The organism is Dyadobacter jejuensis (genome assembly GCF_003149085.1).
GTDB classification, from domain to species: domain Bacteria; phylum Bacteroidota; class Bacteroidia; order Cytophagales; family Spirosomataceae; genus Dyadobacter; species Dyadobacter jejuensis.
Genome location: NZ_QGDT01000003.1, coordinates 26,904 through 50,787, shown reverse-complemented (window position 1 = coordinate 50,787; position 23,884 = coordinate 26,904). Strand labels below are relative to the sequence as shown.

The 23,884-nt window shown below is 45.1% G+C and carries 19 protein-coding genes; 3 read left to right on the top strand and 16 right to left on the bottom strand.

The annotated features are described in order from the left end of the window. Positions 1 to 9 precede the first annotated feature (9 nt). A complete protein-coding gene (locus tag CLV98_RS07015; RefSeq protein WP_109673617.1) occupies positions 10 to 3,039 on the bottom strand; it encodes a SusC/RagA family TonB-linked outer membrane protein in 3,030 nt (1,009 codons plus the stop codon). Between the two features lie 325 nt (positions 3,040 to 3,364). Continuing rightward, positions 3,365 to 4,297, bottom strand: a complete 933-nt coding sequence (locus CLV98_RS07010) for a helix-turn-helix transcriptional regulator (RefSeq protein ID WP_109673616.1) — start codon at positions 4,295 to 4,297, stop codon at positions 3,365 to 3,367. 102 nt (positions 4,298 to 4,399) lie between these two features. Here CLV98_RS07010 and CLV98_RS07005 point away from each other — a divergent pair, with 102 nt between their 5' ends. Further along, positions 4,400 to 6,949, top strand: coding sequence for a TonB-dependent receptor (locus CLV98_RS07005; RefSeq protein ID WP_109673615.1), 2,550 nt, complete (start codon positions 4,400 to 4,402; stop codon positions 6,947 to 6,949). A gap of 47 nt (positions 6,950 to 6,996) precedes the next feature. Then, entirely contained in the window at positions 6,997 to 8,196 is a 1,200-nt protein-coding gene (locus CLV98_RS07000) for a sialidase family protein (RefSeq protein ID WP_109673614.1), read from the top strand. 293 nt (positions 8,197 to 8,489) lie between these two features. On the opposite strand, the gene CLV98_RS06995 is transcribed toward CLV98_RS07000, so the two are convergent. The 9 genes from CLV98_RS06995 to CLV98_RS06955 form a co-directional block, all read right to left on the bottom strand. Next, entirely contained in the window at positions 8,490 to 9,056 is a 567-nt protein-coding gene (locus CLV98_RS06995; RefSeq protein WP_109673613.1) for a DUF3347 domain-containing protein, read from the bottom strand. Between the two features lie 33 nt (positions 9,057 to 9,089). Continuing rightward, positions 9,090 to 10,295 (bottom strand): efflux RND transporter periplasmic adaptor subunit, encoded by a 1,206-nt coding sequence (locus tag CLV98_RS06990; protein ID WP_158281211.1) that lies wholly within the window; start codon positions 10,293 to 10,295, stop codon positions 9,090 to 9,092. A gap of 4 nt (positions 10,296 to 10,299) precedes the next feature. Further along, entirely contained in the window at positions 10,300 to 11,595 is a 1,296-nt protein-coding gene (locus tag CLV98_RS06985; protein WP_109673612.1) for a heavy metal-binding domain-containing protein, read from the bottom strand. Then, on the bottom strand, positions 11,573 to 12,829 hold the full coding sequence (locus tag CLV98_RS06980; protein ID WP_211319992.1) for a TolC family protein: 1,257 nt from the start codon (positions 12,827 to 12,829) through the stop codon (positions 11,573 to 11,575). The genes CLV98_RS06985 and CLV98_RS06980 overlap by 23 nt, the downstream gene beginning before the upstream one ends. Beyond that, entirely contained in the window at positions 12,813 to 14,747 is a 1,935-nt protein-coding gene (locus tag CLV98_RS23990) for an efflux RND transporter permease subunit (protein WP_109673610.1), read from the bottom strand. Before CLV98_RS23990 ends, CLV98_RS06980 begins: the two co-directional genes overlap by 17 nt. After that, on the bottom strand, positions 14,744 to 16,039 hold the full coding sequence (locus CLV98_RS23985; protein ID WP_109673609.1) for an efflux RND transporter permease subunit: 1,296 nt from the start codon (positions 16,037 to 16,039) through the stop codon (positions 14,744 to 14,746). The genes CLV98_RS23990 and CLV98_RS23985 overlap by 4 nt, the downstream gene beginning before the upstream one ends. A 237-nt stretch (positions 16,040 to 16,276) precedes the next feature. Continuing rightward, positions 16,277 to 16,678, bottom strand: coding sequence for an HYC_CC_PP family protein (locus CLV98_RS06965; RefSeq protein ID WP_109673608.1), 402 nt, complete (start codon positions 16,676 to 16,678; stop codon positions 16,277 to 16,279). Between the two features lie 117 nt (positions 16,679 to 16,795). Further along, positions 16,796 to 17,371, bottom strand: a complete 576-nt coding sequence (locus tag CLV98_RS06960; protein ID WP_109673607.1) for a DUF4411 family protein — start codon at positions 17,369 to 17,371, stop codon at positions 16,796 to 16,798. Next, complete coding sequence (locus CLV98_RS06955) at positions 17,355 to 18,524, bottom strand: ImmA/IrrE family metallo-endopeptidase (RefSeq protein ID WP_211319991.1); 1,170 nt, start codon at positions 18,522 to 18,524, stop codon at positions 17,355 to 17,357. The genes CLV98_RS06960 and CLV98_RS06955 overlap by 17 nt, the downstream gene beginning before the upstream one ends. Positions 18,525 to 18,828: 304 nt before the next feature. Here CLV98_RS06955 and CLV98_RS06950 point away from each other — a divergent pair, with 304 nt between their 5' ends. Next, positions 18,829 to 19,305 (top strand): hypothetical protein, encoded by a 477-nt coding sequence (locus CLV98_RS06950; RefSeq protein WP_146202240.1) that lies wholly within the window; start codon positions 18,829 to 18,831, stop codon positions 19,303 to 19,305. A 152-nt stretch (positions 19,306 to 19,457) separates the two neighbouring features. Here the strand turns inward: CLV98_RS06950 and CLV98_RS06945 are convergent, their stop codons facing one another. The 5 genes from CLV98_RS06945 to CLV98_RS06925 all read right to left on the bottom strand — a co-directional run bounded on the left by CLV98_RS06945 (position 19,458) and on the right by CLV98_RS06925 (position 23,820). After that, positions 19,458 to 20,282 carry an SDR family oxidoreductase gene (locus tag CLV98_RS06945; protein ID WP_109673604.1) on the bottom strand — a complete coding sequence of 275 codons (825 nt, stop codon included), beginning with the start codon at positions 20,280 to 20,282 and terminating at the stop codon, positions 19,458 to 19,460. 271 nt (positions 20,283 to 20,553) lie between these two features. Then, positions 20,554 to 21,669, bottom strand: a complete 1,116-nt coding sequence (locus CLV98_RS06940; protein WP_109673603.1) for an MBL fold metallo-hydrolase — start codon at positions 21,667 to 21,669, stop codon at positions 20,554 to 20,556. A gap of 61 nt (positions 21,670 to 21,730) precedes the next feature. Continuing rightward, the gene (locus tag CLV98_RS06935) at positions 21,731 to 22,390 is read right to left on the bottom strand and encodes an NAD-dependent epimerase/dehydratase family protein (protein ID WP_109673602.1); all 660 of its coding nucleotides are present in this window, start codon (positions 22,388 to 22,390) and stop codon (positions 21,731 to 21,733) included. A 5-nt stretch (positions 22,391 to 22,395) separates the two neighbouring features. Next, positions 22,396 to 23,313: a helix-turn-helix domain-containing protein gene (locus tag CLV98_RS06930; RefSeq protein ID WP_109673601.1), complete on the bottom strand. Its 918-nt coding sequence runs from the start codon at positions 23,311 to 23,313 to the stop codon at positions 22,396 to 22,398. Positions 23,314 to 23,433: 120 nt separating this feature from the next. Further along, positions 23,434 to 23,820 (bottom strand): hypothetical protein, encoded by a 387-nt coding sequence (locus tag CLV98_RS06925; protein ID WP_146202239.1) that lies wholly within the window; start codon positions 23,818 to 23,820, stop codon positions 23,434 to 23,436. Positions 23,821 to 23,884: the final 64 nt, after the last annotated feature.

Genomic DNA, 23,884 nt, shown 5'->3' with positions numbered 1-23,884 from the left:
TCCTGTAGTTTAGAATGAAAAGTTAACACCAAAAAGGATTTTTTTACTAATGGGGTAACGAATCGTTGAAACCCCCGAGCTTTGGTTAACTTGGGTCAAAGACACCTCCGGGTCTGGCCCCGAAAACTTGGTTCCTGTCCAAAGATTGTCCCCACTTACAAATACAGATATGGCATTAAATCCAAGCTTATTGACCACTTGGCTAGGTACTGAATACCCCAAACGAATATTTCTAAGACGAATGTAGCTACCATCTTCTAAATATCTAGATGAGGTTTGGTTGGAATCCTTATTTCCACCTACAACAGGCTTAGGGTGAGTAGCAATGTCACCAGGCTTTTCCCAACGGTTCCAGCCATCGGCCAATACCATCGCATTATAACTCTCATATAATCCGTCGTTGTCAAAATAGAAGCGACTACCATTATAGATCGTATTGCCATACACAAAATTCAAAAATGCCGACAGCGTAAACCCTTTATAATCAAGGGTATTGGACAACCCACCAGTAAACTTAGGAGAAGCTGACTTTCCTGTAAATTGACGCGAATCGGCGGTTTGGGCCTCCGAATATTGATTGGTCACGCTTTTCACAGCATTGCCATTGGCATCGTAGGTTATTTTTTCCCATAAAGGATCTCCATTTTCTGGATCCACACCTGCCCAGATAGGCATATTCCATTCGTCCATATTATGACCTACGGCTATAGGCTGACTGGCTCCCGAATTGAATACCTCCGATCCGTCGCTAAGCTCCAAAACCTTGTTTCTATTAAAGGCCATGTTCAAGTTTGTCTCCCAACTAAAGTCTTTCCCTTTTATGTTGGTAGAAGTAAGGCTAAACTCAAAACCCTTGTTACGAACTGAGCCGGCATTGACCCATACGTAGCTGTATCCGGTTGTGGCTGCTAAGGGTTGACGGTACAGGAGTGAACTAGCCTCCTTAACATACGCATCGGCTACCAGATCTATCCGGTTGAAAAAACTCAGGTCAAAACCAATATTGGACGAACGTATTTTTTCCCAAGTAAGATCAGGGTTTCCTTTTTGCGATGGCGCTGCACCGGGCAAGCCCGAATAGCTGGCCGCTTGCGAGATACTGTAAAGTCCCAAAGAAGCGAAATTGCTGATTCCGTCGGCATTACCCACCGTACCATTACTCACCCTAACCTTGGCGAAGGTGAGTGTCTTGTTGTCTTTTAAAAAGTCCTCGTTACTAAATACCCAAGAGGCCCCTAGTTGGTAAAAATTGGCCGTTGGGTTATTTCTTCCAAATAATGATGAAAATTCATTCACCACGGACCCAACCAAAAAATACCGGTTGTCATAGTTGTAGTCGGCTGTGGCCAGATACTTCCGGAACATTACCTGCTCGTACTCTCCTGTGGGATTCGACAATACCGTCGTAGCCACCGACATCACATCCCTGCCAGGGGGCAATCCCTTACCCGACGATGAGGCACTGCTGTTATAAGATTTTTCGGCCTCGGCCACCCCTAATAAGCTAATACCATGCAGGCCAAAATCCTTCTCATAACGCAGGCGATTAGAAGTCAACAACCGATTCCCATAGGTCGACCCATTATAGAGCTCCCCGCCGTTAGCACCACCCTGTTTGGTACGGGTATCATTATAACTTGCCGACTGCCCATTGCCAAAATATATCCTGTTATAGGTTGAAAAGGTTAACTCATCGGTAATGGCATAATCCAAATTGATATCGGTATTGATAGTCAGACTCTTGGCATTGGAATAATTGTATTGGATGGAATGCAAGAAGTTTTCCCGATCCCGTCCTTGCCAATCTGGATAGGTGCGTCCATCCGTCGGATTTCCATCTTCGTCGTAAGCTGGGTCGAAAGGCATATTATTATAGGCATCGTATAAGGTATTGCTATTGGCATAATTATCTTTTGTAAATGTACCGTTGAAGAGCACCTTAGCCGTTAATTTGTCTGTCAACTTGGACTGCAAATTCGTACGGAAGTTATATCCCGTTTTGTCGTTTTCGACTAAAGTTCCCTGCTCCTTGTAATAGTTTCCTGATATATAAAATGTGGTTTTTTCGTTGCCCCCAGATACCGACAAATTATGATTGTTGACCACGGCAGTTCTAAACGCCTCATTCCACCAGTTCGTATTGGTGTTAACTACCGAAGGGTCACGGTCATAAAATGTAGATTGGTAGTCGTAAAGTTGTTGGGCGTCCATCAATTTGAATTTCCCAGTGGTAGCCGTAGCAAATCCTAGGGTATTATTAAAACTGAATTTTGTTTTACCAGGCTGCCCCGACTTAGTCGTCACGATAATGACTCCATTGGCGGCACGTGAGCCATAGAGTCCAGTAGCAGCCACATCCTTCAACACCGTAACATTCTCGATATCAACCGGATTATAGGACCCACCTATGTTTCCATCTACCACGGTCAGTGGAGTAGTGCCTGCCGAAATGGTACCCGCACCCCTTATCAATATACGTGCTGCACTCGTTGGATCACCTGAACTAGTCGAGACAACCACCCCTGGAGCCTTCCCTTGTAATAAATTAGGAAGTTCATTAGAAGTAACATCTCTAAGCTTTTTATTATCGATAGTGGCTACTGAACTTGAGAGATACTTTACCTTTTTCGAAGAATAACCTACAACCACTACTTGGTCTAAAACGCTAACCGACGACTTTAATATCAAATCAATTCTGGCCTGACTGCCCAAAGGTATTTCTTGCTGCTCATAACCAATAAAGCTAAAAACCATAACCGCATTGCCAAGCTGAGCCTCGGGAATGTTTAACTGAAAGTTTCCGTCGATATCAGTAGTGGTTCCAAGACTTGTCCCTTTAAGTAGGACGGTCACCCCGGGCATGGTCTCTCCCGATTCGTCAGTAATGGTACCGATCACCTTACGGTCCACCTGTAGAACGTCTATTGGCAAAGGGGCCGCCAACATGGGCCCGGCATAAGATGCTCCCAGTAGGAGCGCTAAGGTGTAACGCACGGAACCTCGATAGGTTCCGGCTACACATTTTTTAAATGTTCGCATATTGAATAATGGGTTAGGATTGTTTTGGTTTTAAATTGTTTTAGGATTAGGAATAGTCAGTAAAACCGCAATTAATTTCCCTAAATAATCTGCGTGTACGAGCCCATTCATGAAACTGGCGAAAAGTCTTCCGATATTTTGGGAATAGGTACATCATACTAGAATTTTTTAAGGATAGGCAAGTTTAAGCATAATAACGCAACCTTCAAAACAAAACAATATTTTGATCAAATATTTATTAAAAAAACTTTAAAAACACATTTTGACACTTAGCCATATTTAATATCAGTAAAAATCCTTTTATCCTACTTCCCATTTTATCCCTTCAATTCATACTCTGTAAAATATCACTGGGCAAATAGTTAAAATGCTTCTTATAGGCCAATGTAAAATGGGAAGGACTGCCATAGCCTACCAAATCGGCTACTTCAGCAATATTATATTCTCTACTAAGCAGCAAGTCCTGTGCCTTTCCCATACGAACATTCGTAATATACCCTCGAATGGTGGTTCCATAGACCTGACGAAATATCTTTTTGAGTTTAAACTCATTGAGGCCTACCCTTCTGGAAAGATTGACAATCGTAGGGGGCTTTCGGAACTCCACATCTAGAATTTTTTTGGCTTCGACAAGTTTTATTTGATCACGATGTAGTGGTTCACGAACTACGGGACTGGCATCCTGACTAGCGTCCAATAGGCTTAATAAAAGCTCTGCCACCTTCAAATCGATAAAAGAGCGTCTCCATGGCTCTGGTTTACTACAATTTAAGAGTTGATCCATATGCTGCTGCATGGGTACTGAAACTTTTATAGAAGAGCTTCCTGTTTTTATATCCTTATAAACTGGTTTCCACTCTTCGGTAGCGGTATATCGACCCATAAATTCCTCGGAGAGGTACATGATTAACGCCTGGCAACCTGCCTCCGCAAACTCTATTTGATGCGTACCTAGCATTAAACCCGATCTTTGCACAGCACATTGTCCGGCTTCATACGATTGTTGCCCTAAGGTGTCGATCAAGGTCGTGCTACCTGAAAGACAAAAATACAATTGTAAAAAATACTCTTCTGCTGTTGGCTCTAGGATCAGACGCCCACCAACTACATTTTTATAGGCCAGGATCTCATAATGCTCATTCTTTTCCCAAAACAGCACGGCAGGGTCTTCCAGAACCGATATTTCTTGGAGCATGCCACTATCCACAAGGCCGCTCTCCTCCTCCCCATTCTCCAATGCTTTAAACTTCCAGTTCATTTACTCCCGTTTTCAATATAATTAATCCCAATTACGATAGCGTTGTACCCCAATCGAGGTGCAATTTTGCATTAAATTATAATTAGTCCAAATAAACAAACAATGCATATTTTAAATCTACCTCGAATCAATCAAATAGCTGTGGGGATCTTGATCCTTTTAGCACTCCTTAACACCCAGGCCTGGGCCCAACAGAATGGCTCTATACTGGGAAAAGTAGCTTCGGAAAACGGTGAGCCCTTAGTGCAGGTTCATATCAGCATCGCCAATACCGGGCAAGGCACTACCACCGATGCCTCAGGCCGTTTCCATTTATCGGGCCTGCCATCTGGAGCCGTAACGCTAAGATTTTCATTGCTAGGTTTTCAAACTAAGGAGGAAACCATTGAATTAGGTAGCAATGAGAACCGTAGGATCAAGGTCATTTTAAAGGACCAGACTAACGAATTACAGACCGTAGAGGTATTTGGCGACAGGAATAAACAACCTGACAAGCTGGAGGCCATTACCCGTCTTCCTCTTAAGCCCAGCGATCAGATACAAAGCATTTCGGTGATCTCAGACCGTCTCATAGAAAAGCAAGGCGCTCTGTCAGTAATTGAAGGGGTTCGAAATATTCCAGGGGTATACACCTATTCTACTTATGGAGGAGTAAAAGAGAGTATTTCGGCCCGAGGGTTTCGAGGAATCCCTACGCTGAAGAACGGCGTACGTGTAATGACCGATTTTAGAGGTATGGGCTACCCTACCGACATGCAGGGAGTAGAGAGTATACAGGTCATGAAAGGTTCCGCATCGGTAACTCAAGGCCTCGGACAGGCCTCAGGACAGGCGACCGACCTTGGGGCGCCAGGAGGAATTGTCAATGTGGTGACCAAGACTCCAAAATTCGAAACCGAAGGGGCCGTCTCGGTACGGGGTGGAAGTTTCAATCTTTTTAGACCAACTTTCGACTTCCAAGGCCTTCTGAACGAGTCCAAAACCATCGCCTTCCGCATCAACGGGGCCTATCAGACTGGTGGTAAATTCAGAAAGGGCATGCAAAAGGAATCCTTTTATATCAACCCATCATTGGCCTTCCGTCCCAACGAACAAACTACAATAACTCTGGAAATGGATTATTATAACGTCAATGAGTCGATTGATGCGGGAACAGTCAATATGGCGGTGGACCCCAACCCCAACTTTGACCCTACCCTACCTGTTAGCAGCTCCAACCTGCAGTATCTGACCAATCGCCGCAATGAGATCTACGACATACCCGATGATAGAATGTTAGGATTCAAGTCGGATCTCTCTATCACAAAGCATTCGACTTTCACGGCTCGATTTAAAAGATACCTTGACCCTGCCCAAAAACTATATGTACGTGGAGCGGTATACCGATCCAATTTCGATGCTGACGCCATCAGAACCTCCTTAACACCGGTCGCAAGTAGCCCAGGGGTAAACGATCAACAACTGCACCTTTACACCCGGTCCATCAGTCACAGCCTCCCAAGAATCGACAAAAACACGGTAGTTCAGTTCGATTTGGTAGGCGAATCCCTACAAACGGGAATTCTGAAGCATACTTTTATGGTGGGAGTCGACTATAAAATCACAGACCTTACCCAAGCATCGTACAATACGATCAGCATCCCTGGGGTCATCGATATTTTCGATCCAGAATCCATCAGCAACACCCTTCCTTATGGAACGGCCAATTTTACCTCAACCGGTGAGACCATCAGCAAAACCACCAATATGGGACTGACGGCCCAGGACGTCATCACCCTAGCCGACCGGGTCAAGCTTTTTGCAGGGTTACGCTACAGTACCAATCAGAGTAACGATCCGCTAAGTTCTGCTTTCACCCGTACCAACTTTTGGAACCCCATCGTCGGAATGATGGTATCCGTCAAAAAAGGGCTGAATGTCTTCGCTTCTTATACCAACAGTACACGTCCTGAAAACGTCAGTCAAATCGACGCAAACGGCAATACTTTTGGGAATGGTTTCGTCAATCAATTAGAGGCTGGTATCAAGTCCGATTGGTTGAATAACCGGTTAAGGTTCAATTTAACCCTCTATAGAATAGAACAGAGTAACATTATTGAGCAACTTTACGACATCAATAATGCACCAATTACCATAGAGGGAAGGAACGTGTACCGTGCCAATGGTGACGACCGCCGCCAGGGAGTAGAAATAGAATTAACCGGAAGAATTCTCGAAAATCTTGAAACCATCCTGGGTTACTCCTATATCGACGCTTCCTATCGGAATACCGAAGTCAATGTAGAAGGATCGGCCCCCAATAATACCCCTCACCATACTTTCAATGGATGGGTTAACTATACGGTTCGCGAAGGCAAATTGGCCCATTTGAATTTCGGCGCCGGAGTATACTACCTAGGGTCGCGTCCCTATAACGACTGGACTCAAGCCGGCTATACAACCCATGGTGTTGACACTAGTAACAAGCCTTGGCTCAACAAGGCCTATACCTTGGTAAATGCCCAAATAGGATACCAGATCAACAAAAATTGGGGTGTTAGATGCTTGGCCAATAATATATTCAACAAAGTAGGATACGATGCCTATCGGACTTCCTTTATAGATAAAATCCAGCCGCGGAATGTCTCGGGAGTACTTACCTATCGATTCTAAATTTTGGATTTTTATTTAAAACATTTCAACCTCCTATACTTAAGCTGATGAATAAACAATTTAGAAGCGTCCTCTTCACAATGGCCGTACTACTTTGGGCTTATTCCCTTCAAGCCTCGGGTACTCGTAATTTTGAAGATACGACGCGTTCCTACTCCCTACCCACCCTACTGGCCCTGGAGAAGGGCCAGGTAGGGCTATCATGGACGGAAGCCGATGACCATGGTGTCAAATACTTGTATTGGGCTACATCGAGCGATGCAGGCCAGCACTTTTCCAAAAAACTTTTGGTGGTCAAAAGTGCAGGTTTGAGTAGTTCCAGGCTCATGCGTCCCAAAGTACTAGCACAAAAAGATGGCACCTTAGTAGCGGTGTATGCCGACAACCCTGTGGCCACTGCCGCCCACGACGAGCATAGCGACCATGGAGGTGGGCGGCCGTCGGAGCTCCAGATCATGTATGTAGTATCCAAGGATAAGGGCCAGACCTGGACCACTCCCCGAACGGTACATAAAGACAAAACAACTGGTATCATTCGTGGTTTTTTCGACGCCACCATCATGGCCAACGACGAGGTGGCCGTAGCATACCTCAAGGACAATGGGAACCCGCACGAAAGGGACCTCAGAATAGTGACGGCTGTTCAGGGTCAGTTTGGTTCTGAGCGAGTTATCGACCCCTTCGTGTGCGACTGCTGTAATGTGAGCTTGTTAACCGACTTCCAAGGAAAGCTCAATATCTACTATCGCTCCAACATCAATAACATCCGCGACATGGCCCATCGGGTATCGACGGATCATGGTCTAAGCTTTTCTGAGCCTACCATTATATTGGCCGACAATTGGGAGATCAATGGCTGTCCACATTCAGGCCCAACCTCATCGGCTACGGCCTTGGGCAATTTTGTGGCTTGGTTTTCGGCCGCACCCACGGCTCCTGGGATTCGCCTAGCTACCGAAGAAGGGAATAGACTCCTTATTCTAGACAACCAAGCGAGCAACGCTACCTTGGCAAGCAATGAAAAACAAGCCATATTCGTTTGGCAAACTTCCGACTCCGAAAAAGGGAGTCAGATTAGGTATCGCCCGATCGATATTAGATCGGGAGATGTACAGCAAATGGCAAAGTTAGACGGAATAGGATCCGCACCTTCGGCGCTGCTTTTGGACAACACCTTACTGGTAGCAAGTGAGACCAAGAACAGGGATGGAAAATCGACCCTTCAAATAACACCTGTTGCCCTATAATTGATAGCAATCCCCTATGGAGTCGATCTCCAAAGGGGATTGCTTTTATTGCTTTCCTTTCGTATTATCACTTCATATTTTCCAATCTGCCTGGAGTACCAAATGCAAAATCAATACAATTATCAACCCCTAGCCAAATCGATCCCTAAATATCTTATCCTATCTGGCCCCTGTGCACCTAGGCTACCAAAGTAACTAAGATATGATAGACCTCTATCGGGGTTTTGATTGTGAGCCGATGACCTTAGTCCCCCCCTGGTTCTGCCGATCAGGCTGACCAATTACCAAAATGACTACAACTTTTTCAAGGTCTCTTTAACCGACCCGCAGGTCATCATCTTGCTGCCCATATAGGGGTTCTTAATGTCCTTATGTCCGGCAAGCCAGTAGGCTCCCTTTTGATCACCGGCCATAGGACAGAAATCCACATTAAGTTCTCCACTACTTAGTCCCGCTTTTTTAATTAAGGGAATCAAATCGTCGCTCAGCGTCGCATAAAGTAATCTTTGTTTTTCCAAGTCCTTAGCCTCCGTGATTTGAGCGGCTGTTTTTACCATTTTCTCAGATGCCCCCATATCCTTCATCCCTACCTCTATGGCCGCTGCGGCTGATTGTGTCTCTGCCACATCCGAATCGATGAGGGCATTAGTCAAATGTACGTAATGCTGATACACGGCATTCAGGGAGGCGTCCTTAATGACCACCTTTTGAACTTCCTCCATCGGCATTTCTGCCGTTTGTTCCATGCCCATTCCATCGTGGTGATCAAGGGAATTTTCTTGCTGATTTTTCTGTCCGTTACATGCCGACAATACAAATACGACAGCCAAAGGCATGCTCCATTTTATTAACTTTTTCATAGGATTATAAATTTAGATTTAACAAATATTTGATTAGTTATGTTGGTGCGCTGCCATGGGGTCAGCCCCCTTTTTTAAGATATATTCACTGTACAAAAGATAGGCGCCCGTCGCCACCACCTTATCTTCTTCTGATAGCCCATGTATGATTTCTACTTGTTTGTCATTTTCTATTCCTAGGCCTACGGATCGGGCTGTAAAGGTTCCGGGCTTGGTTTGAACCCAGACTTGTGCCCCATGGCTATCGCGTATCACCGCATCAACTGGCAAGGTGATAGCATCGGTCTTGCCTTCGACAGGCAATAGTATTTGTGCTTGCATCCCAGGTTGCCACTGTCCGGTACTATTGGCAATGGTGCCCCTTACCCTGACCACTTGTCCTGCACTTTCAATAACGGGAGTAATAAAATCGATCGTCATGGGTACAGCATCTCCTTCCGAGCCAGGAATTTGCACCTCCACCTTTTTCCCTTTCCCTACCCACCGCGCTTCTTCTGGATATATATCGGCCTCTACCCATAGTGTGGAATAGTTTTCGATGCGCAATATCGGACTGCCTTCGGACACGTACTGGCCTTCGAACACGCCCACATCGGCCACCGTACCACTCATGGGAGCACGGTATAGTACATAAGGCTCCTGTTTTTTCGTCGGATTCAGATTTTCTATATCCGAAGCACTCTGGTCATAGCGCTTTAGCTTTTGAATGGAGGCCTTCTCTATGGCAGCAAATCGGGAGTCCAACGGAAATTGGATTACCTGTTCATGCGCTAAAAGATACTCCTGTTGTAAAGCAGCAAGCTCCTCCGAATATATTTTGTATAAGGGCTGCCCCTGGGCTATCCTCACTCCTGTTTCTCTCACATACAGCAATTCCAGACGACCTGCTATTCGGCTCGACACCACGGTCGTACGTTCGGGGTTCACTACCAATCGACCATTGAGTGGCTTAGAATGAGTCATCATCCCCTTTCCAACAGGCCTTACCGATATATTGGCCAAGGCCATTTGGCTAGGCCCCAAGGTGATGGTGGCTCCAGAAGTACTGTTAACCACTACCACCAAGTCCATCCCACATATGGGACAAGTGCCTGGCTTATTTTGAACGATTTGAGGGTGCATGGAGCAAGTATAGGTAACCTTGGCCAGGTCGCTCTTTTGCTGATCGGCCGAGCAGCCAAGCAGCAGCACCCCTGAAACCCATGAGGCGGCTAATAGTATAAACTCATTCCGTTTCATAAGCTTAGTTTTTTATAATTTCTTGATACCTCACAAAACTCTCGCTGTCAATCAAATAGGCCGCATTGGAGGCTATCTTCCAGCCTTCAATATCGGTCAATACCTGTACCTGACCATCCATCATGATCCCTGTTTCTACCTGGTGTGGGACCAGCACGCCCTCTTCCTCTTTGAAAACGACAGAACTAGTACCCGTTTGCCACAGTGCGGCAGCATTCAGCCAATAACCTCCCCTCATGATCAGTGGAATACGGGCCTTCAGAAGTTGCCCCGGAATTAAATTCTTGTCCTTGGTGTAAACTCGAATAAGGCTAAACTTTTCGCCAGCCCGAAAAACCGGATCGATGAGACCAATACTCCCGCTTAGCAGGACATCGCCCTGTCCGATAGGTTGATAAAAAACTTTTTGTCCATGTTTCACCTGGGAGGCGATATCGGCCGATAGGGCAAATTCGGCCACGAGGGCATCTAACTGGTACAGGGTAAAGAGCGTTTGCCCCGAACTTACATATTGGCCCTCTCGCAACAGGCTTACTGAGGCAGTCGCTGGTGGTACCATCCCTCCAATATTCCCCGAGGCACCCATCGCGGCACCCGCAGTGGCTACAGTCTTAAGACCCGCTTTTGGAAGAGCCACCGCTGTTTCTACTATATACCCATTGGTAGGGCTATAAACCGGCACCTTATACTGCACCTGCCCAGTCCTTAACACCTGATCGACCTCCCTTTGGCTCATACCCAAGAGTGAAAGCCGTTGTTTGGCCTTTTCGAATAAGGCCAGGTTGTTACTATCACCTCGCAATACCAACAACTCCCGCTGGGCGGAGGCTAATTCTGGGGAATAAATCTCCATGATCAGCTCGCCTTTAGAGACGGGCTGGTAATTGTACTTGACCAGCAAGCGCTCCATTCTACCCCCTACTCTGGAGGCCAGCCTGACCTGTTTTTTGGTATCGTAGGTGACCACACCTTCCACCTCGGCATTCATGATTCTGGTGCCGCTATCCGCCCTAACGAGCGTAATCTGTGATATCACCTGTTCATTCACAGGCATCAACGCAGCGTCATAGGTACTGTCAAGGGTCAGTTCATGTCTGGCGCTTTTAGGCACCAGGTCCATCTTGCAAACCGGACACTTCCCCGGCTTTTCCTCCAATATTTGAGGGTGCATGGGGCAAGTATACCCTTGCTCGTCATGGTGGGCATGGTCCTCCTTACCCGATTCCGATTGGCAGGCCGCCAATATCACTATCGTCATGAATAGCACCACTGTTAGGCTACCGATATAGTTCTTTTTCATAATCCGCTATCCGTTCATAAAGTTTTAGTTTCTCATCGAGCACCGTCATTTTCATCATCGTAAGTGCCTCCCAAGCATCGATCACCACCGATAGCTTTTCTTTGTTTTCCTGGTAGTTGGCAAAATAGGCGTCCATCGATTTTTGTAAGGCCGGAATAATTTTCTGCTCCATGGTGGCCAGTCGCTGTTGGATCGATCCAATTTCAGCTTGCATCCCAACTAATGCCCCCTGGGTTTCTACCAACTTAGCAGCCCTTTCCTTCTGCATACCGGCTACATTGAGCTGCATGGCTTTAATATCCGATTGATACATTTTGGAGGCCCATGGGGCGATCGGGATACTCATCATCCCCATTACACTAAAGGCATTGGGCATCATGGCCGATAGGGAGGACATATGATCGAACCGGATTTTAAAGTCGGGTTTCTTTTGTTGTCTGCTACTAACTATATTTAGCTTCATAGTGCGTATGCGAGCATCCATCTGAAATATATCCTTCCTGGTATCTGCCAGCAGGGTAGTATCATAAGTAACGGTGGGTAAAAATTTGGGATGCAGCGTGGTGTCAATTGTAAAGTCATGACTCCCTTCAGCATTCATCAGACTGTTCAAATAACCCTTGGCCTTCCCAATAATACCTTCTTGCATCACCATCCTATTCCTATTTTCAAGAATTTTGGCCTCCGCCTGATACACCCCTCCTAGCGCAACCTGGTTATAAGGATACCTAACCTCCTCTATCTTTTTCATTAACACCAATAGTCGTTCATTTTCCTGGAGGACTCCTATGCGCGCATCGGCAATCAGCCAATTATAATATAGCCGCTTGGCCATGGCCTTATAGGTATTCAGGGTCACCTCTCGAGTAGCCCTTTCGACATCGGCCTGAGAGCCAATAAAATTTCGCTTAGCCTCTAGCTTGGCTCGGTTGGGTATATCTTGTGCTATTTCGAACATGACATTTCCTTTGCCGACCCCTTCTCCCAGGTTTTGACCGGGATAGGGCGTCATAAAAGTTCCTACCCCCACCATAGGGGCCATCCAAGCAGTGGCGGCGTCGGCACTGTGCGCATAGCTCTCGGCCTTTAACGCGTAGGATTGTAGCAGACTATTGTTCCGACTTATTCGGCTTATTATCGTGTCAAGGCTCAACACCCTCGGGTCCTGAGCATGGACAAGCCCCGGCCATGCCATAATCAATAGTCCAATAATCAGCTTAATGTTGGGTATCATGGATCTGCAGTTTTCCGTATTTACGTAACTCATATTCTTTTGTCATTAGAAAAATCAATGGGGTTACCAATAAAATATGGGTAGAGGAAGTCAACACCCCTCCAATCATCGGCAACACGATGGGCGTCATCACATCGGCCCCCACGCCATTGGACCATAGGATGGGCACCAGTCCAAACAGGGAAACGCATACGGTCATCAATTTGGGACGCAGCCGCTTTACGGCCCCATGAACGACATACTTTCGGAGGTCGGCCGGAGTGATACTATCGGCCGAATTCCCCTTGGACTTCACCAATTGGGCCATCGCATCGTTTAAGTAGATCACCATCACAATTCCCGTCTCCACTGCTATTCCAAAAAGGGCTATAAACCCTACAGCCACCGCTACCGAAAGGTTAACACCCCAAAAATAGATCATATAGGCTCCGCCAATGAGTGCAAACGGCACCGTAATAAGGCTAAGAAAGGCCTCTCTAAGTGAGTTAAATGCGAGATAAAGGGCCAAAAATATGATCAATAATACCAATGGTGCTATCCAGATTAAGGCTTGTTGTCCTCTGATCAGATTTTCGTACTGCCCACTCCATTCTATATAGTATCCCGGGGGTAGTATCCCTTTGGCCCGGCTCATTTTTTCGATGGCTTCTTGAACCGTCCCCCCCAAATCTCGCTCACGTACATTAAATAATACGGCCCCTCGGAGCATGGCATTTTCGGAATTGATCATAGGCGGACCATTTTCAAAGGCTACGTCGGCCACCGCCGATAGTGGAACCTCCCCCAAGACCGGCGACATGAGCGGCAGTCTCTTGATGGTCTCTATGCTATTCCGATAAGACTGCGCCAGTCTTACATTGATTGAAAACCGCTTCCGGCCCTCTATCGTATTCGCAATGGACGCCCCTCCCAAGGCAAATTCTATGGCCTCGTTCACGTCATCGACCCGAAGACCATACCTACTTAAGTCCTCCCTTCGAGGACTTATGGTAAGATATTTACCACCGGTAACAGGCTCCACATACAAATCGCTAATCCCGGCGGTACCTTCTAGGGTACTTTTTATCTTCTCCGAAACCCTAGCAATGGTATCCAAGTTTTTCCCATAGACTTTCACCCCAACATCCGTCCTTATACCCGTAGAAAGCATGTTGATACGATTGACGATGGGTTGCGTCCATCCGTTGATCACGCCCGGAATTTGTAACTTCGCATCCAGCTCTTTCACGATATCCTTTTTGGTGATGGAAGGGCGCCATTCCGACTTAGGCTTCAGCTTGATGATGGTCTCGATCATGCTAATGGGCGAATTGTCGGTGGCCGTACTCGCTCGTCCCGCCTTCCCCAGTACCGTCTCTACTTCGGGCACCGACTTAATAATTTTGTCCTGAACCTGTAAGATTCTCTTGACTTCCGAATTGGAAATATCGGGCAAGGTAACCGGCATAAACAAGATACTCTGCTCATCTAAGGGGGGCATAAATTCGGTTCCGAGGCTAGTTAGTAGGGGTATGGTGGCCAAAAGGGCTACTATATTGACCGCCAAGGTCGTTTTTCTCCACTTCAAGACGGCCCTCACAATCGGCTCATATACCCTTTCTAATAGTCTATTCACCGGATTTTCGTGATCGGGACGGAACTTCCCCTTCAAAATAAAGGAGATTAGGACCGGTGCCAGGGTAATGACCAGCAAGGCATCGACTACCAAAATAAAGGTTTTGGTATAGGCCAATGGGTGAAACAACTTGCCCTCCTGCCCAGTAAGCATAAACACCGGGAGAAACGAGGTAATGATGATAATGGTGGCAAAGAATACCCCACGAGACACTTGTTTGCTCGATTTCTCTATGATCGCCAAGCGCTCTTCCTCCGAAATCCAGCTTGGAATCATGTCTTTCTTTTTTTTATACCAGTTCATATTATTGTCTTTTTTTGCTCTTCTTGCCACTCTTCATAGCGCTGCGAAAGGTGCTTATAAGCATTTTCGCTCATGATGATACCATTGTCTACAATGACCCCAATGGCTAAGGCTATCCCAGTCAACGACATGATGTTAGACGAAATCCCAAAGGCATTTAATAAGATAAAACTGGCGGCAATCGTAATGGGGATTTGAATAATGATGCTGAGGGCACTGCGCCAGTGAAATAGAAATATAAGTACCACCAGCGACACCACGATCATCTCCTCGACGAGGGTATGCTTGATAGAATCGATGGATTCCTGGATGAGCTTGCCCCGGTCATAAACAATATCGAATTTCACACCTTTAGGAAACCCTTTGGACGTCTCGAGCATCTTGGCCTTCACCTTCTCTATAACTTCAGCGGCATTTTCGCCGTAGCGCATCACCACGATGCCTCCCACTCGCTCCCCTTCTCCATCTTGGTCAAATATACCCAGTCGAGCCTCCCCGGTCATTTGAACGGTCGCAACATCCGACACTCGCACTGGTATGCTATTCTGGTTGAGGACAGGAATACTACTTATTTCCTCGATAGATTGCAGGTAACCGGTGGTTCTGATGATATAACCTATATCGCTCATCTCAAACTTCCGCCCACCCGACTCGTTATTATTGGCGCGAACGGCCCCTATCACTTGCGGCACGGTAAGCCCGTAATACAGCAGTTTATTGAGATCGACTGTGATCTGATATTGCTTTTGGAACCCACCAAAGGAGGCTATCTCACTCACTCCTTCTACATTTTGCAAGGCAAACTTGATGTACCAGTCTTGCAGCGCCGGCTGCTCTCCCAGGTCCATGCCTGGCGCATCGAGGGTATACCATAGCACATGGCCCACGCCTGTACCATCGGGCCCAAGCTGGGGCGTCACCCCTTCGGGCAAAGTGCCTGTTACGGTACTCAGCCGCTCCAGCACCCGGGAACGAGCCCAGTATACGTCCACATCATCATCGAATATGATGTAAATAAAGCTCATCCCAAACATAGAGGTTCCTCTTACATATTTGGTTTTGGGAAGCCCCTGCAGGTTCGTAACCAAGGGGTAAGTCACCTGTTCTTCGATGAGCTGTGGTCCCCTTCCCATCCACTCCGTAAAAACAATCACTTGGTTTTCGGATAGATCGGGGATGGCATCTATAGGATTCTTTTTGACGGCAAATCCACCCCATATCAAGAGCGCTAAGGCGAGGCTCAGTACGATAAAGCGATTCCTTAAGGACCATGAAATTATATGATGTACCATGTTTTTAAGTTTAAAGGCTAAAAACAGCCAGTTCACCGACCCCCTGGGTCGGCTTGATAGTCAAAACCGAACGAGGAGCCTACGACGCTGACCACCGTCGATGGGCAGATTACTAAGGGGAAATAATAAAAGAATTCGTCAAACTATGCGAGGAGTCTTATCTCGACCCACCACAAGGCAGTGGAGCATAGGACGCTTTGACAGCTCGATTTAGAACATCGGCTGTTGGGGAGAATATCAAATGAGGTAGGTACAATTCAGCTTATAAACTCGGATCGGTTTACTGCGGGGTGGCGCCGGACCGACGGGGTAATCCTTTTGGGGAGATAGGACGGTGGTCAAAGTGAATGGCGGAAGTATCTTCATTTCCAACACGGCAGGCGACAGCAGCAAGGTATTGAAACCGGCATCGACCCCGGGACTGGCGTCGTCGGTCTGAATTTTCTTCGATTCCTCTTTACAGCAGCCGCTTTTCGTCGAATGGCTTTTCTCCATTCCACAATTTCCACAATGTTCAAAATCCGATTTCGTAAGCCCCAAATCGATCAGCTCCCCCATGCAGTAATGCATATGCAGGCTAAATCCCGATGTAGTACCGAGATAGAAGAAGACCAATAAGATTGCCAGAATCTTTTTCATGATAATTTGTAAAGTACAAAGGTCTATAATTTTTTTTTGAAAAAGCTTACAGAATTATGGCGAATCTTTACATCATTGGGGTTATTAGGCCTGGGATTATGGGAAGCGTATATTGTATTATCTTATTTCGAAGGTTAGGCCTTCAAACTTGACGATCAGTTGTTGGATATTTATTGTATTAATGCCTAATTGATAACAAATTGCAGGTATCTTTTTGAATACTTTGTTGTCATTACTAATCTCAGTTTCCTCCGTAACCAGATATATTTCCTCAGTTGGATTATCTTTTTTAACATTTAAACTAGTTAAAATCAATTTCATATCAGCCGAATTCATAAAATCGTTTTTTACAGAATCGTATTGCGTTTCAGTTAGTCGGTTTTTCTGAACACCATTCACAAACTGGTTATCTACCATTCGATAAAATTTAGCAGGTGAAGTCGGCAAAATAAATTCAGTATTCAGTGGGACTTTATGCGTTTTAGTAAATTTTTTATCAGTCAAAAAAGCAAGAAAAGACAAGACAACCCCTTTAGACAAATAGGCACACTCATCAATTATTTTATCAATAATTAATATTTCTCCATTTGCAATTTTTGACATAATTGCCTCATATAAAACCGTTTTCTTGTCAAATGGCAAGTAATACCGAACCAATGACAATAAAGAACTGGTGTCAATTACTACTTTCATAGAGGAAGCGGTCTATTTTGTCGGGTTTTATGTTTAACTTTTTACAAAACTCATACTCATTTATTACGCCTTCGTAAAATGCTGTCTGGATAGTCGATACCAATAGTGGAGACTTAATCGGCAATGGCGTTGAACCACCTGAAATAATACCATTCTGTTTATCTAGTTCTCTTTTCTTTTTAAGCTCGTCATTTTTAATTCTAAAATCCTCTTCAAATCCAGCCTTAACATGGTCATAATTAGCTCTACTAATTTTGTTAAGCAAAAGCAATTTTGTAAAAATTGCAATTCTACTTAAATGAGTACTTTCTGATATTGAGCGAATTAGGTCGATATTATAATCATTATGAGCCGTTGAATGATCAATAGTTTCAATGATCTTTACAAATTCACCACCAAGAAAATAAAAAGCGAATTCATTACACCAGTATTCAATCTTTGATAATTTATCATTAGCGAAGTCTTGATAATCTATTCGGTCTATTTCCTCTTCATTCAGAAGAAAATGGCCCAATTCGTGTGCAAGAGTAAATATTTCTCTTTTAAAAGAAGTTTGTTGCCTTTTGAGTACGATTACATTTGGTTGAAGGAAAAAACCGTCAATATTTGCCTTTTCTTTTTTATTCCAGGTCTCCACGAACTCAAATACAAAAATATTTTTCTCTGCAAGCTTTTTAATCAACTCAGTTAGAAAATCTTTATCCTTAATCTTTGCTTCAGGACTAATTAATTTTCTCACCTCTGCCGCAACCTCTTTTGGATTGCTATTCAATGTAAACACTGGCAAAATCCTGTCAAATTTTATATCAGAAAGTGCAGCAATTGCAGATAAGGAGATTTTAAACTCTTCAAAATGATTTACTATTATTCTAGCACCCAAACTTAAATTCACATCGAATTTGGCTTTTCTAAAAAAGATGCTAGCATCTTTAGAAACATCTGGAACTTTAGGGTCTAAATAGTAATGGATACCTTTCTTAAAAATCTTGTCAATTCTTTTAAGGTGCCCAAGTTCAATATTTGGGCTTAATATTTGTTCTTTTGTAATAGGCTTAGCCAAGCCTTCATTTATTAAAGGCAAAAGTTCTTCAACCGACATCTTAAATAGTGTCAGTAAGTACTTTAGCCTCTCTATGTTTTGTTCGATTTTCAAGTATCACTTTTTAAATTATCTGTAAATATACATAATTTTCAGGCCGACTATGGATACCATGGCCCCGGAAATTACCCCTAAAGGAGCCAAGGGATTCACTCGTAGAAATGAATCTAATTACTTTTAATCTTAACTCTGCTTATGACCAGGTAAAGGATATTCATGCCCGACAAGTACCATCCCCAAACCCAGGCTTAGCCGTTCATTAACGGAGCATCAAATTTGCCCATACTCCCAAATTCGAAAAAAGTAAAATACCTTTGGAGGAACATTAACCTCAGTCAGCGTCTATTTTTGCCTATACATGAAGAAATCAAAAATGATTATAGCAGGTATTTTCATTGCGGCACTCGTTTTTATGGGCCTGTTCCTTTGGTTTATAGCATATTCATCCACTACCGATCTGTCCCACGACCAACGCTTTAAACCTTATTTGAACAAAGCGTATATAGTAAAACAACCCTCGGCACTCAAGCGAAGTATCGAAAGCTCCAATAGGTTTAGCGCGTATTATATTGATGTTTCATCGGAGGAGGACTTCAAAAATGACCCAAGCATTCTTAAAAAATATCATATAGGAGATACCATTACTTTCAGCACAGCAAAAAAATATTTCAGCTATCATATTGGCGATAGCTATTATTTGTTAGGTAAAGAAAAATTGGATTCTGGTGAAATTATAGAATTTGAATATGGGGCTAACTTTGACTATTCCCCGGCAATTTGGGAATCCCTTGACGAGTTTTTGGAGCGAAGAAAAATTATAAATGATTTCCCCTAAATTCACTGGTGCACACTTGAATTCAACTGGTTAAGTGTCAAAAATTATCGACGGTATATCTTTGAAAAGATTGGTGCATCCTTCCAAATAGAACCTCTCCCTGTGCTAGGCTCCTATAACCCAACCCAGAAAGAGATATCCATTCGATTCTGCTATTTAATATCAAGCTGCTGCTTCATCATGTCGATAAAGGCCTCGTCCGACATAGCACCTCTTGCACTGAGCATTTGCTCGGCATCGGCACCAGCACGGTACCTCAGCTGGTCGCTGCCGTCGGTGGCGGCACCATAGATAACCTCTGCAACCAGCTCCGAAGGGCTCGATTTTGCAGGATCCATCAAGGCTTGAAAAGACTCCATAACGGGTCCTACAAAGTCGTTGTATTCGTCCAAATTGGTATCGTGCTGAAAATCCAAGGACCTACCTCCAAAATCGGTAGTTACCGAGCCCGGTTCTACAATCTTCACCTTAATGCCCAGGGGCGCCAGTTCATAATGTACGGATTCACTAAATCCTTCCACGGCAAATTTGGTAGAGTGGTATAAGGAGGTCAAGGGGAAGGTTATTTTACCGCCAACAGAAGAAATATTGATAAACATCCCCGATTTTTGTTTCCTAAAATACGGCAATACGGTGCGGGTCACATCAAAGAGTCCAAATACATTGACGTCATATTGTCGTTGAATGCTGTCTTTGGCTACCGATTCAAAGGTCCCTAGCAAGCCATAGCCCGCATTATTAAGGACGACGTCGATACGACCGAATTGGGCCAGACCGGCCTGCACGGCCTTGTCGATGCTCTGCTGATCTTGAACGTCGAGCTTTGCTATCAGAACATCCTCTAATTCATTGAGTTCCGTCTCATTCTCCGGCGACCGCATGGTAGCAATCACATTCCACCCTTCGGCCTGAAATTTCTTTACGCTCGCCTTTCCTATGCCTGAGCTGGCTCCTGTTATTAAAATAGTCTTTTTCATATTTGCTATGGTTGAAACGTTTGATTGATAATACAAAAGTCAATAAACCGAACCGGACCATATAACACCAATTCCGGTTTTCAGCACACAAAACCCTGAAATAAAAATAATAGAGCCCAATAGCCCTTTTATATTAATTAAAATTGTCAGCCTGAACCCTTCAAAAGCCATTATTTGTGCTTCTACAAGTTATCTCCCACTTAACGTGATCAATGTGACCCGCTACTTTAAACGTCAACTTTATTGTTTTACGTCCCCCCTTCCCTTGCTTCTACACTCCCTGCAGCCACCAGAGGCTTTTGGGGAATTGCTGGCCCAGTGCGAATCGCTGGCCGATAGTCGGCAAAACGTAGGGCAGCTTCTGTCTATCGGCAGCTTTGGTAAACCTGGTAATAGGCTCCGTCCAGGCATGGGGTGCTAAGCTAAACGCCCCCCAATGGATGGGCATCGACAGCCGGGCCTTCAAATCCAGACCGGCTTGTACCGTCTCTTCGGGCATCATATGAATGTTGCTCCAGGCTGGGTTGTACTGTCCGCATTCGAGCATGGCAAAATCGAACGGTCCAAACTTATCAGCTATCTCTGCGAAGTGGGTTCCATACCCTCCATCCCCGCTAAAGTATATTTTTTCGGCCTCGGATTGCAGCACCCAACTAGCCCATTGGGTGGCATCGCGATCGGTGAGGCCTCGGCCCGAAAAGTGCCTCGCCGGACAAGCCGTATAACGGATACCATCCCTTCGGCTCTCTTCCCACCAGTCGAGCTCTGTAATGTTTTCGGGGGCAACTCCCCAGGCCTTTAGATGAGACCCTACGCCCAATGGCGTTATAAAATGCCTTACCTTGTCTTTAAGTCGCAGGATGGTGGGATAGTCGAGATGATCGTAATGATCGTGCGATAATAGGACTACATCTATGGCGTCTAATTGATCGATAGGAATCTCGTTTTGATAGGCAAACCGTTTGCTCCCAAACGAGACCGGAGCGGCTACGTGGCCCAGCATGGGGTCGATCAGGATGCGTTTTCCGTCCAATTCAATCATAAATGCCGAATGTCCATACCAGGTGATATAAGTCAGGCTATCGATGGCTGCCTGGGACTGGTCTTCAAAGGCTGCGGGCAGGGGATGAAGTGGACTCGTATTTTTGGCCCATAGCATAGAAGGCAAGGTTTTGAGTACCTCCCAGATATCCCCGGTGTTGGTTTCTGTTATGTTCACAAAACCATTGGCACCGTAATGGCTCGACAGCCGTATTCGCTCCAGATCGGCCCCCTCGGGCCTTTGTCCTATTTGCGGGCTCGTATTCATAAAAAAGACCGTGCCTCCTATCAATATCAGGATAGTAGCCAATAAACTCAGGCCGATCCAAACCAATAATTTTTTCATTAGGTAATAATTAATTAAAATGTCGTCATACGGTCAAAATTCAGAGCCCCGGCCTTCCCCTTCAAAGACTAAGTCGGGTAATATCGACAGGATGAATCACCTTCTTTGCGTTCGGTTTTTGGCAAAGTACCAGCATGGCCTTCCCTAGCTCACTACTTGTATTGGCATTATTCAGTTTGCCCAAAACTGAGTAAAACGGACGTAATACTGCGTATGCGGTATTATACCAACCAGTCCTCGACTTCACACCTTTCTCGGTTAAAATCAATCCTGGGCGGAAGGCATAGGCATCCTTAAACCCCTTGTTAAGTACATAGTTTTCAGTCCGTCCCTTCACCCTAGCCCACATGCTTCGCCCCTTCTCCGAACTATCCGTCCCAACACCCGAAACATAGATCATAGTCATATCCGGATTGTTTCCATAAAGTACATCGGCCAATATTTTGGTATAGCCATAGGTAATGGTCGTGTATTCCTGCTCCGACATCCCCATTGCCGAAACCCCCATACAATGTAAACAAGCATCATATCCCTTTAGATGATCGGCATGAGCCGCCATGTCGGCAAATTCCTGCACCAATAGTTCTTTAAGCTTCACATTTGGCTTATCGATGGGCCGCCGGTTGATCACCAACACTTCGGTCACAGAGGCATCGTCCAAACACTCCAAAAGAACGGCCTGGCCTACCATTCCCGAAGCACCCGTAATTATTAGTTTCATAGATTTTAGTTTAGATGGTGGTGCTGACGGTACTCCTGGGGCGTCAGTCCGGTTTTAGATTTAAACATACGGCTAAAGTAATGGGGGTAGTTAAAACCCAACTGATAGGCTATGCCACTGATGGAGTCCGTATCGGCTACAAGCAAGGTCTTAGCCTTTTCTACAATGAATAAATTGATATGGTCCTTGGCCGTATGTCCCGTTTCCTTTTTTAAAAGATCGCTAAGATAGTTAGAAGACAAATGGATGGCTTCGGCAAAGTATTCGATGGAGGGCAACCCCAATTCCGCCAATTTACCCTCTTTAAAATAGCCTTTTAGCAGCGCTTCAAAGCGACTGACCACGTCCACATTTTGTGCCTTTCGGGTGCTAAACTGGCGCTCATAATACCTCGCACTATAGTTTAACAGTAGCTCCAAGGTGCTAACAATGACCCGCTGGCTGTGGTTGTCGATACGCGCTGCAATTTCGCTTTGAATGAGTTGAACACATTCATTCAAGGTATATTGTTCCGAATCGGAAAGGTGCAGGGCCTCATAAACATCGTAAGAGAAGAAACCATAGTCGTCAATACCCTGTCCCAAGTGGGTATTGCGTATCAAATCGGGATGAAAAAATACCATCCATCCCGTAATTTCATTCCGAGTTTGCGCCCTTTTGGTAGAAGTTACCTGGTACGGTGCCGTAAAGATCAACACCCCTTCGTCAAAATCGTAGGTATTCCGTCCATAGTCCATCCCACAGCTGGCATCTTTCATGGCGATGGAATACAAATCGGTGCTGATTTTCCTACCGATCCAGTCTGGGCTAATTTCAAATTGGCTCACATCGATTACCGAAATCAACGGATGGGTGGGTCTGTCGAATCCGAATAGGGAATGCAACTGACTGATCGACTTTATATATAGGATATCCTCTGCCATGGCTCTTGATTTTTTACAAAGTTAGAGGCCTCTAGCTAAAAGGCTTAACAGAAATTCCTGTTAAGCTAACATATTTTACGGAAAGTTATCCTATATGGGACCGACAGTAACCCGACCTGCCTAAGGTTCCTTTCTACGAAAGAAATGACGAAATTCGTTGTTTTTCTCGGTCCCAGCAGCCACCGTCAGATAATGCTGCCAGCCCTGATTCTCCATAAAGTTTATCAGCTGACCCGTAGTCCGAAAGTTCTTTTGGACCCCTAAGGAATCGGTAATATTGCTGTTTTGTTTAAACATTTTGGGCGTAAACCTATCCTCTTGACCATAGTCGAGCCAAAGGTCTAAGAAGTTATCTCCCGCCAAGGGGAAGTACTCCTCGGTCATCAGATGAATGCGCTTGACCTCGGGGAGTTCATTGATATTGACCCCTTTGACGTATACCTGACCAAACCTACCTAAAGAAAGGAGCATAAAACAAGCGAAAGAAAAATAAGGCTTCATAGTCATATACCCCATTCGTTTACATCAAAAGTAGTAGAATGGGTTGTTATATCGAAAACTGCTTAGAGAA

Coding starts and splice junctions, on each gene's coding strand:
- CLV98_RS07015 (WP_109673617.1), bottom strand. CDS start 3,039: ATGCGAACATTTAAAAAATGTGTAGCCGGAACCTATCGAGGTTCCGTG.
- CLV98_RS07010 (WP_109673616.1), bottom strand. CDS start 4,297: ATGAACTGGAAGTTTAAAGCATTGGAGAATGGGGAGGAGGAGAGCGGC.
- CLV98_RS07005 (WP_109673615.1), top strand. CDS start 4,400: ATGCATATTTTAAATCTACCTCGAATCAATCAAATAGCTGTGGGGATC.
- CLV98_RS07000 (WP_109673614.1), top strand. CDS start 6,997: ATGAATAAACAATTTAGAAGCGTCCTCTTCACAATGGCCGTACTACTT.
- CLV98_RS06995 (WP_109673613.1), bottom strand. CDS start 9,056: ATGAAAAAGTTAATAAAATGGAGCATGCCTTTGGCTGTCGTATTTGTA.
- CLV98_RS06990 (WP_158281211.1), bottom strand. CDS start 10,295: ATGAAACGGAATGAGTTTATACTATTAGCCGCCTCATGGGTTTCAGGG.
- CLV98_RS06985 (WP_109673612.1), bottom strand. CDS start 11,595: ATGAAAAAGAACTATATCGGTAGCCTAACAGTGGTGCTATTCATGACG.
- CLV98_RS06980 (WP_211319992.1), bottom strand. CDS start 12,829: ATGATACCCAACATTAAGCTGATTATTGGACTATTGATTATGGCATGG.
- CLV98_RS23990 (WP_109673610.1), bottom strand. CDS start 14,747: ATGAACTGGTATAAAAAAAAGAAAGACATGATTCCAAGCTGGATTTCG.
- CLV98_RS23985 (WP_109673609.1), bottom strand. CDS start 16,039: ATGGTACATCATATAATTTCATGGTCCTTAAGGAATCGCTTTATCGTA.
- CLV98_RS06965 (WP_109673608.1), bottom strand. CDS start 16,678: ATGAAAAAGATTCTGGCAATCTTATTGGTCTTCTTCTATCTCGGTACT.
- CLV98_RS06960 (WP_109673607.1), bottom strand. CDS start 17,371: ATGAAAGTAGTAATTGACACCAGTTCTTTATTGTCATTGGTTCGGTAT.
- CLV98_RS06950 (WP_146202240.1), top strand. CDS start 18,829: ATGAAGAAATCAAAAATGATTATAGCAGGTATTTTCATTGCGGCACTC.
- CLV98_RS06945 (WP_109673604.1), bottom strand. CDS start 20,282: ATGAAAAAGACTATTTTAATAACAGGAGCCAGCTCAGGCATAGGAAAG.
- CLV98_RS06940 (WP_109673603.1), bottom strand. CDS start 21,669: ATGAAAAAATTATTGGTTTGGATCGGCCTGAGTTTATTGGCTACTATC.
- CLV98_RS06935 (WP_109673602.1), bottom strand. CDS start 22,390: ATGAAACTAATAATTACGGGTGCTTCGGGAATGGTAGGCCAGGCCGTT.
- CLV98_RS06930 (WP_109673601.1), bottom strand. CDS start 23,313: ATGGCAGAGGATATCCTATATATAAAGTCGATCAGTCAGTTGCATTCC.
- CLV98_RS06925 (WP_146202239.1), bottom strand. CDS start 23,820: ATGACTATGAAGCCTTATTTTTCTTTCGCTTGTTTTATGCTCCTTTCT.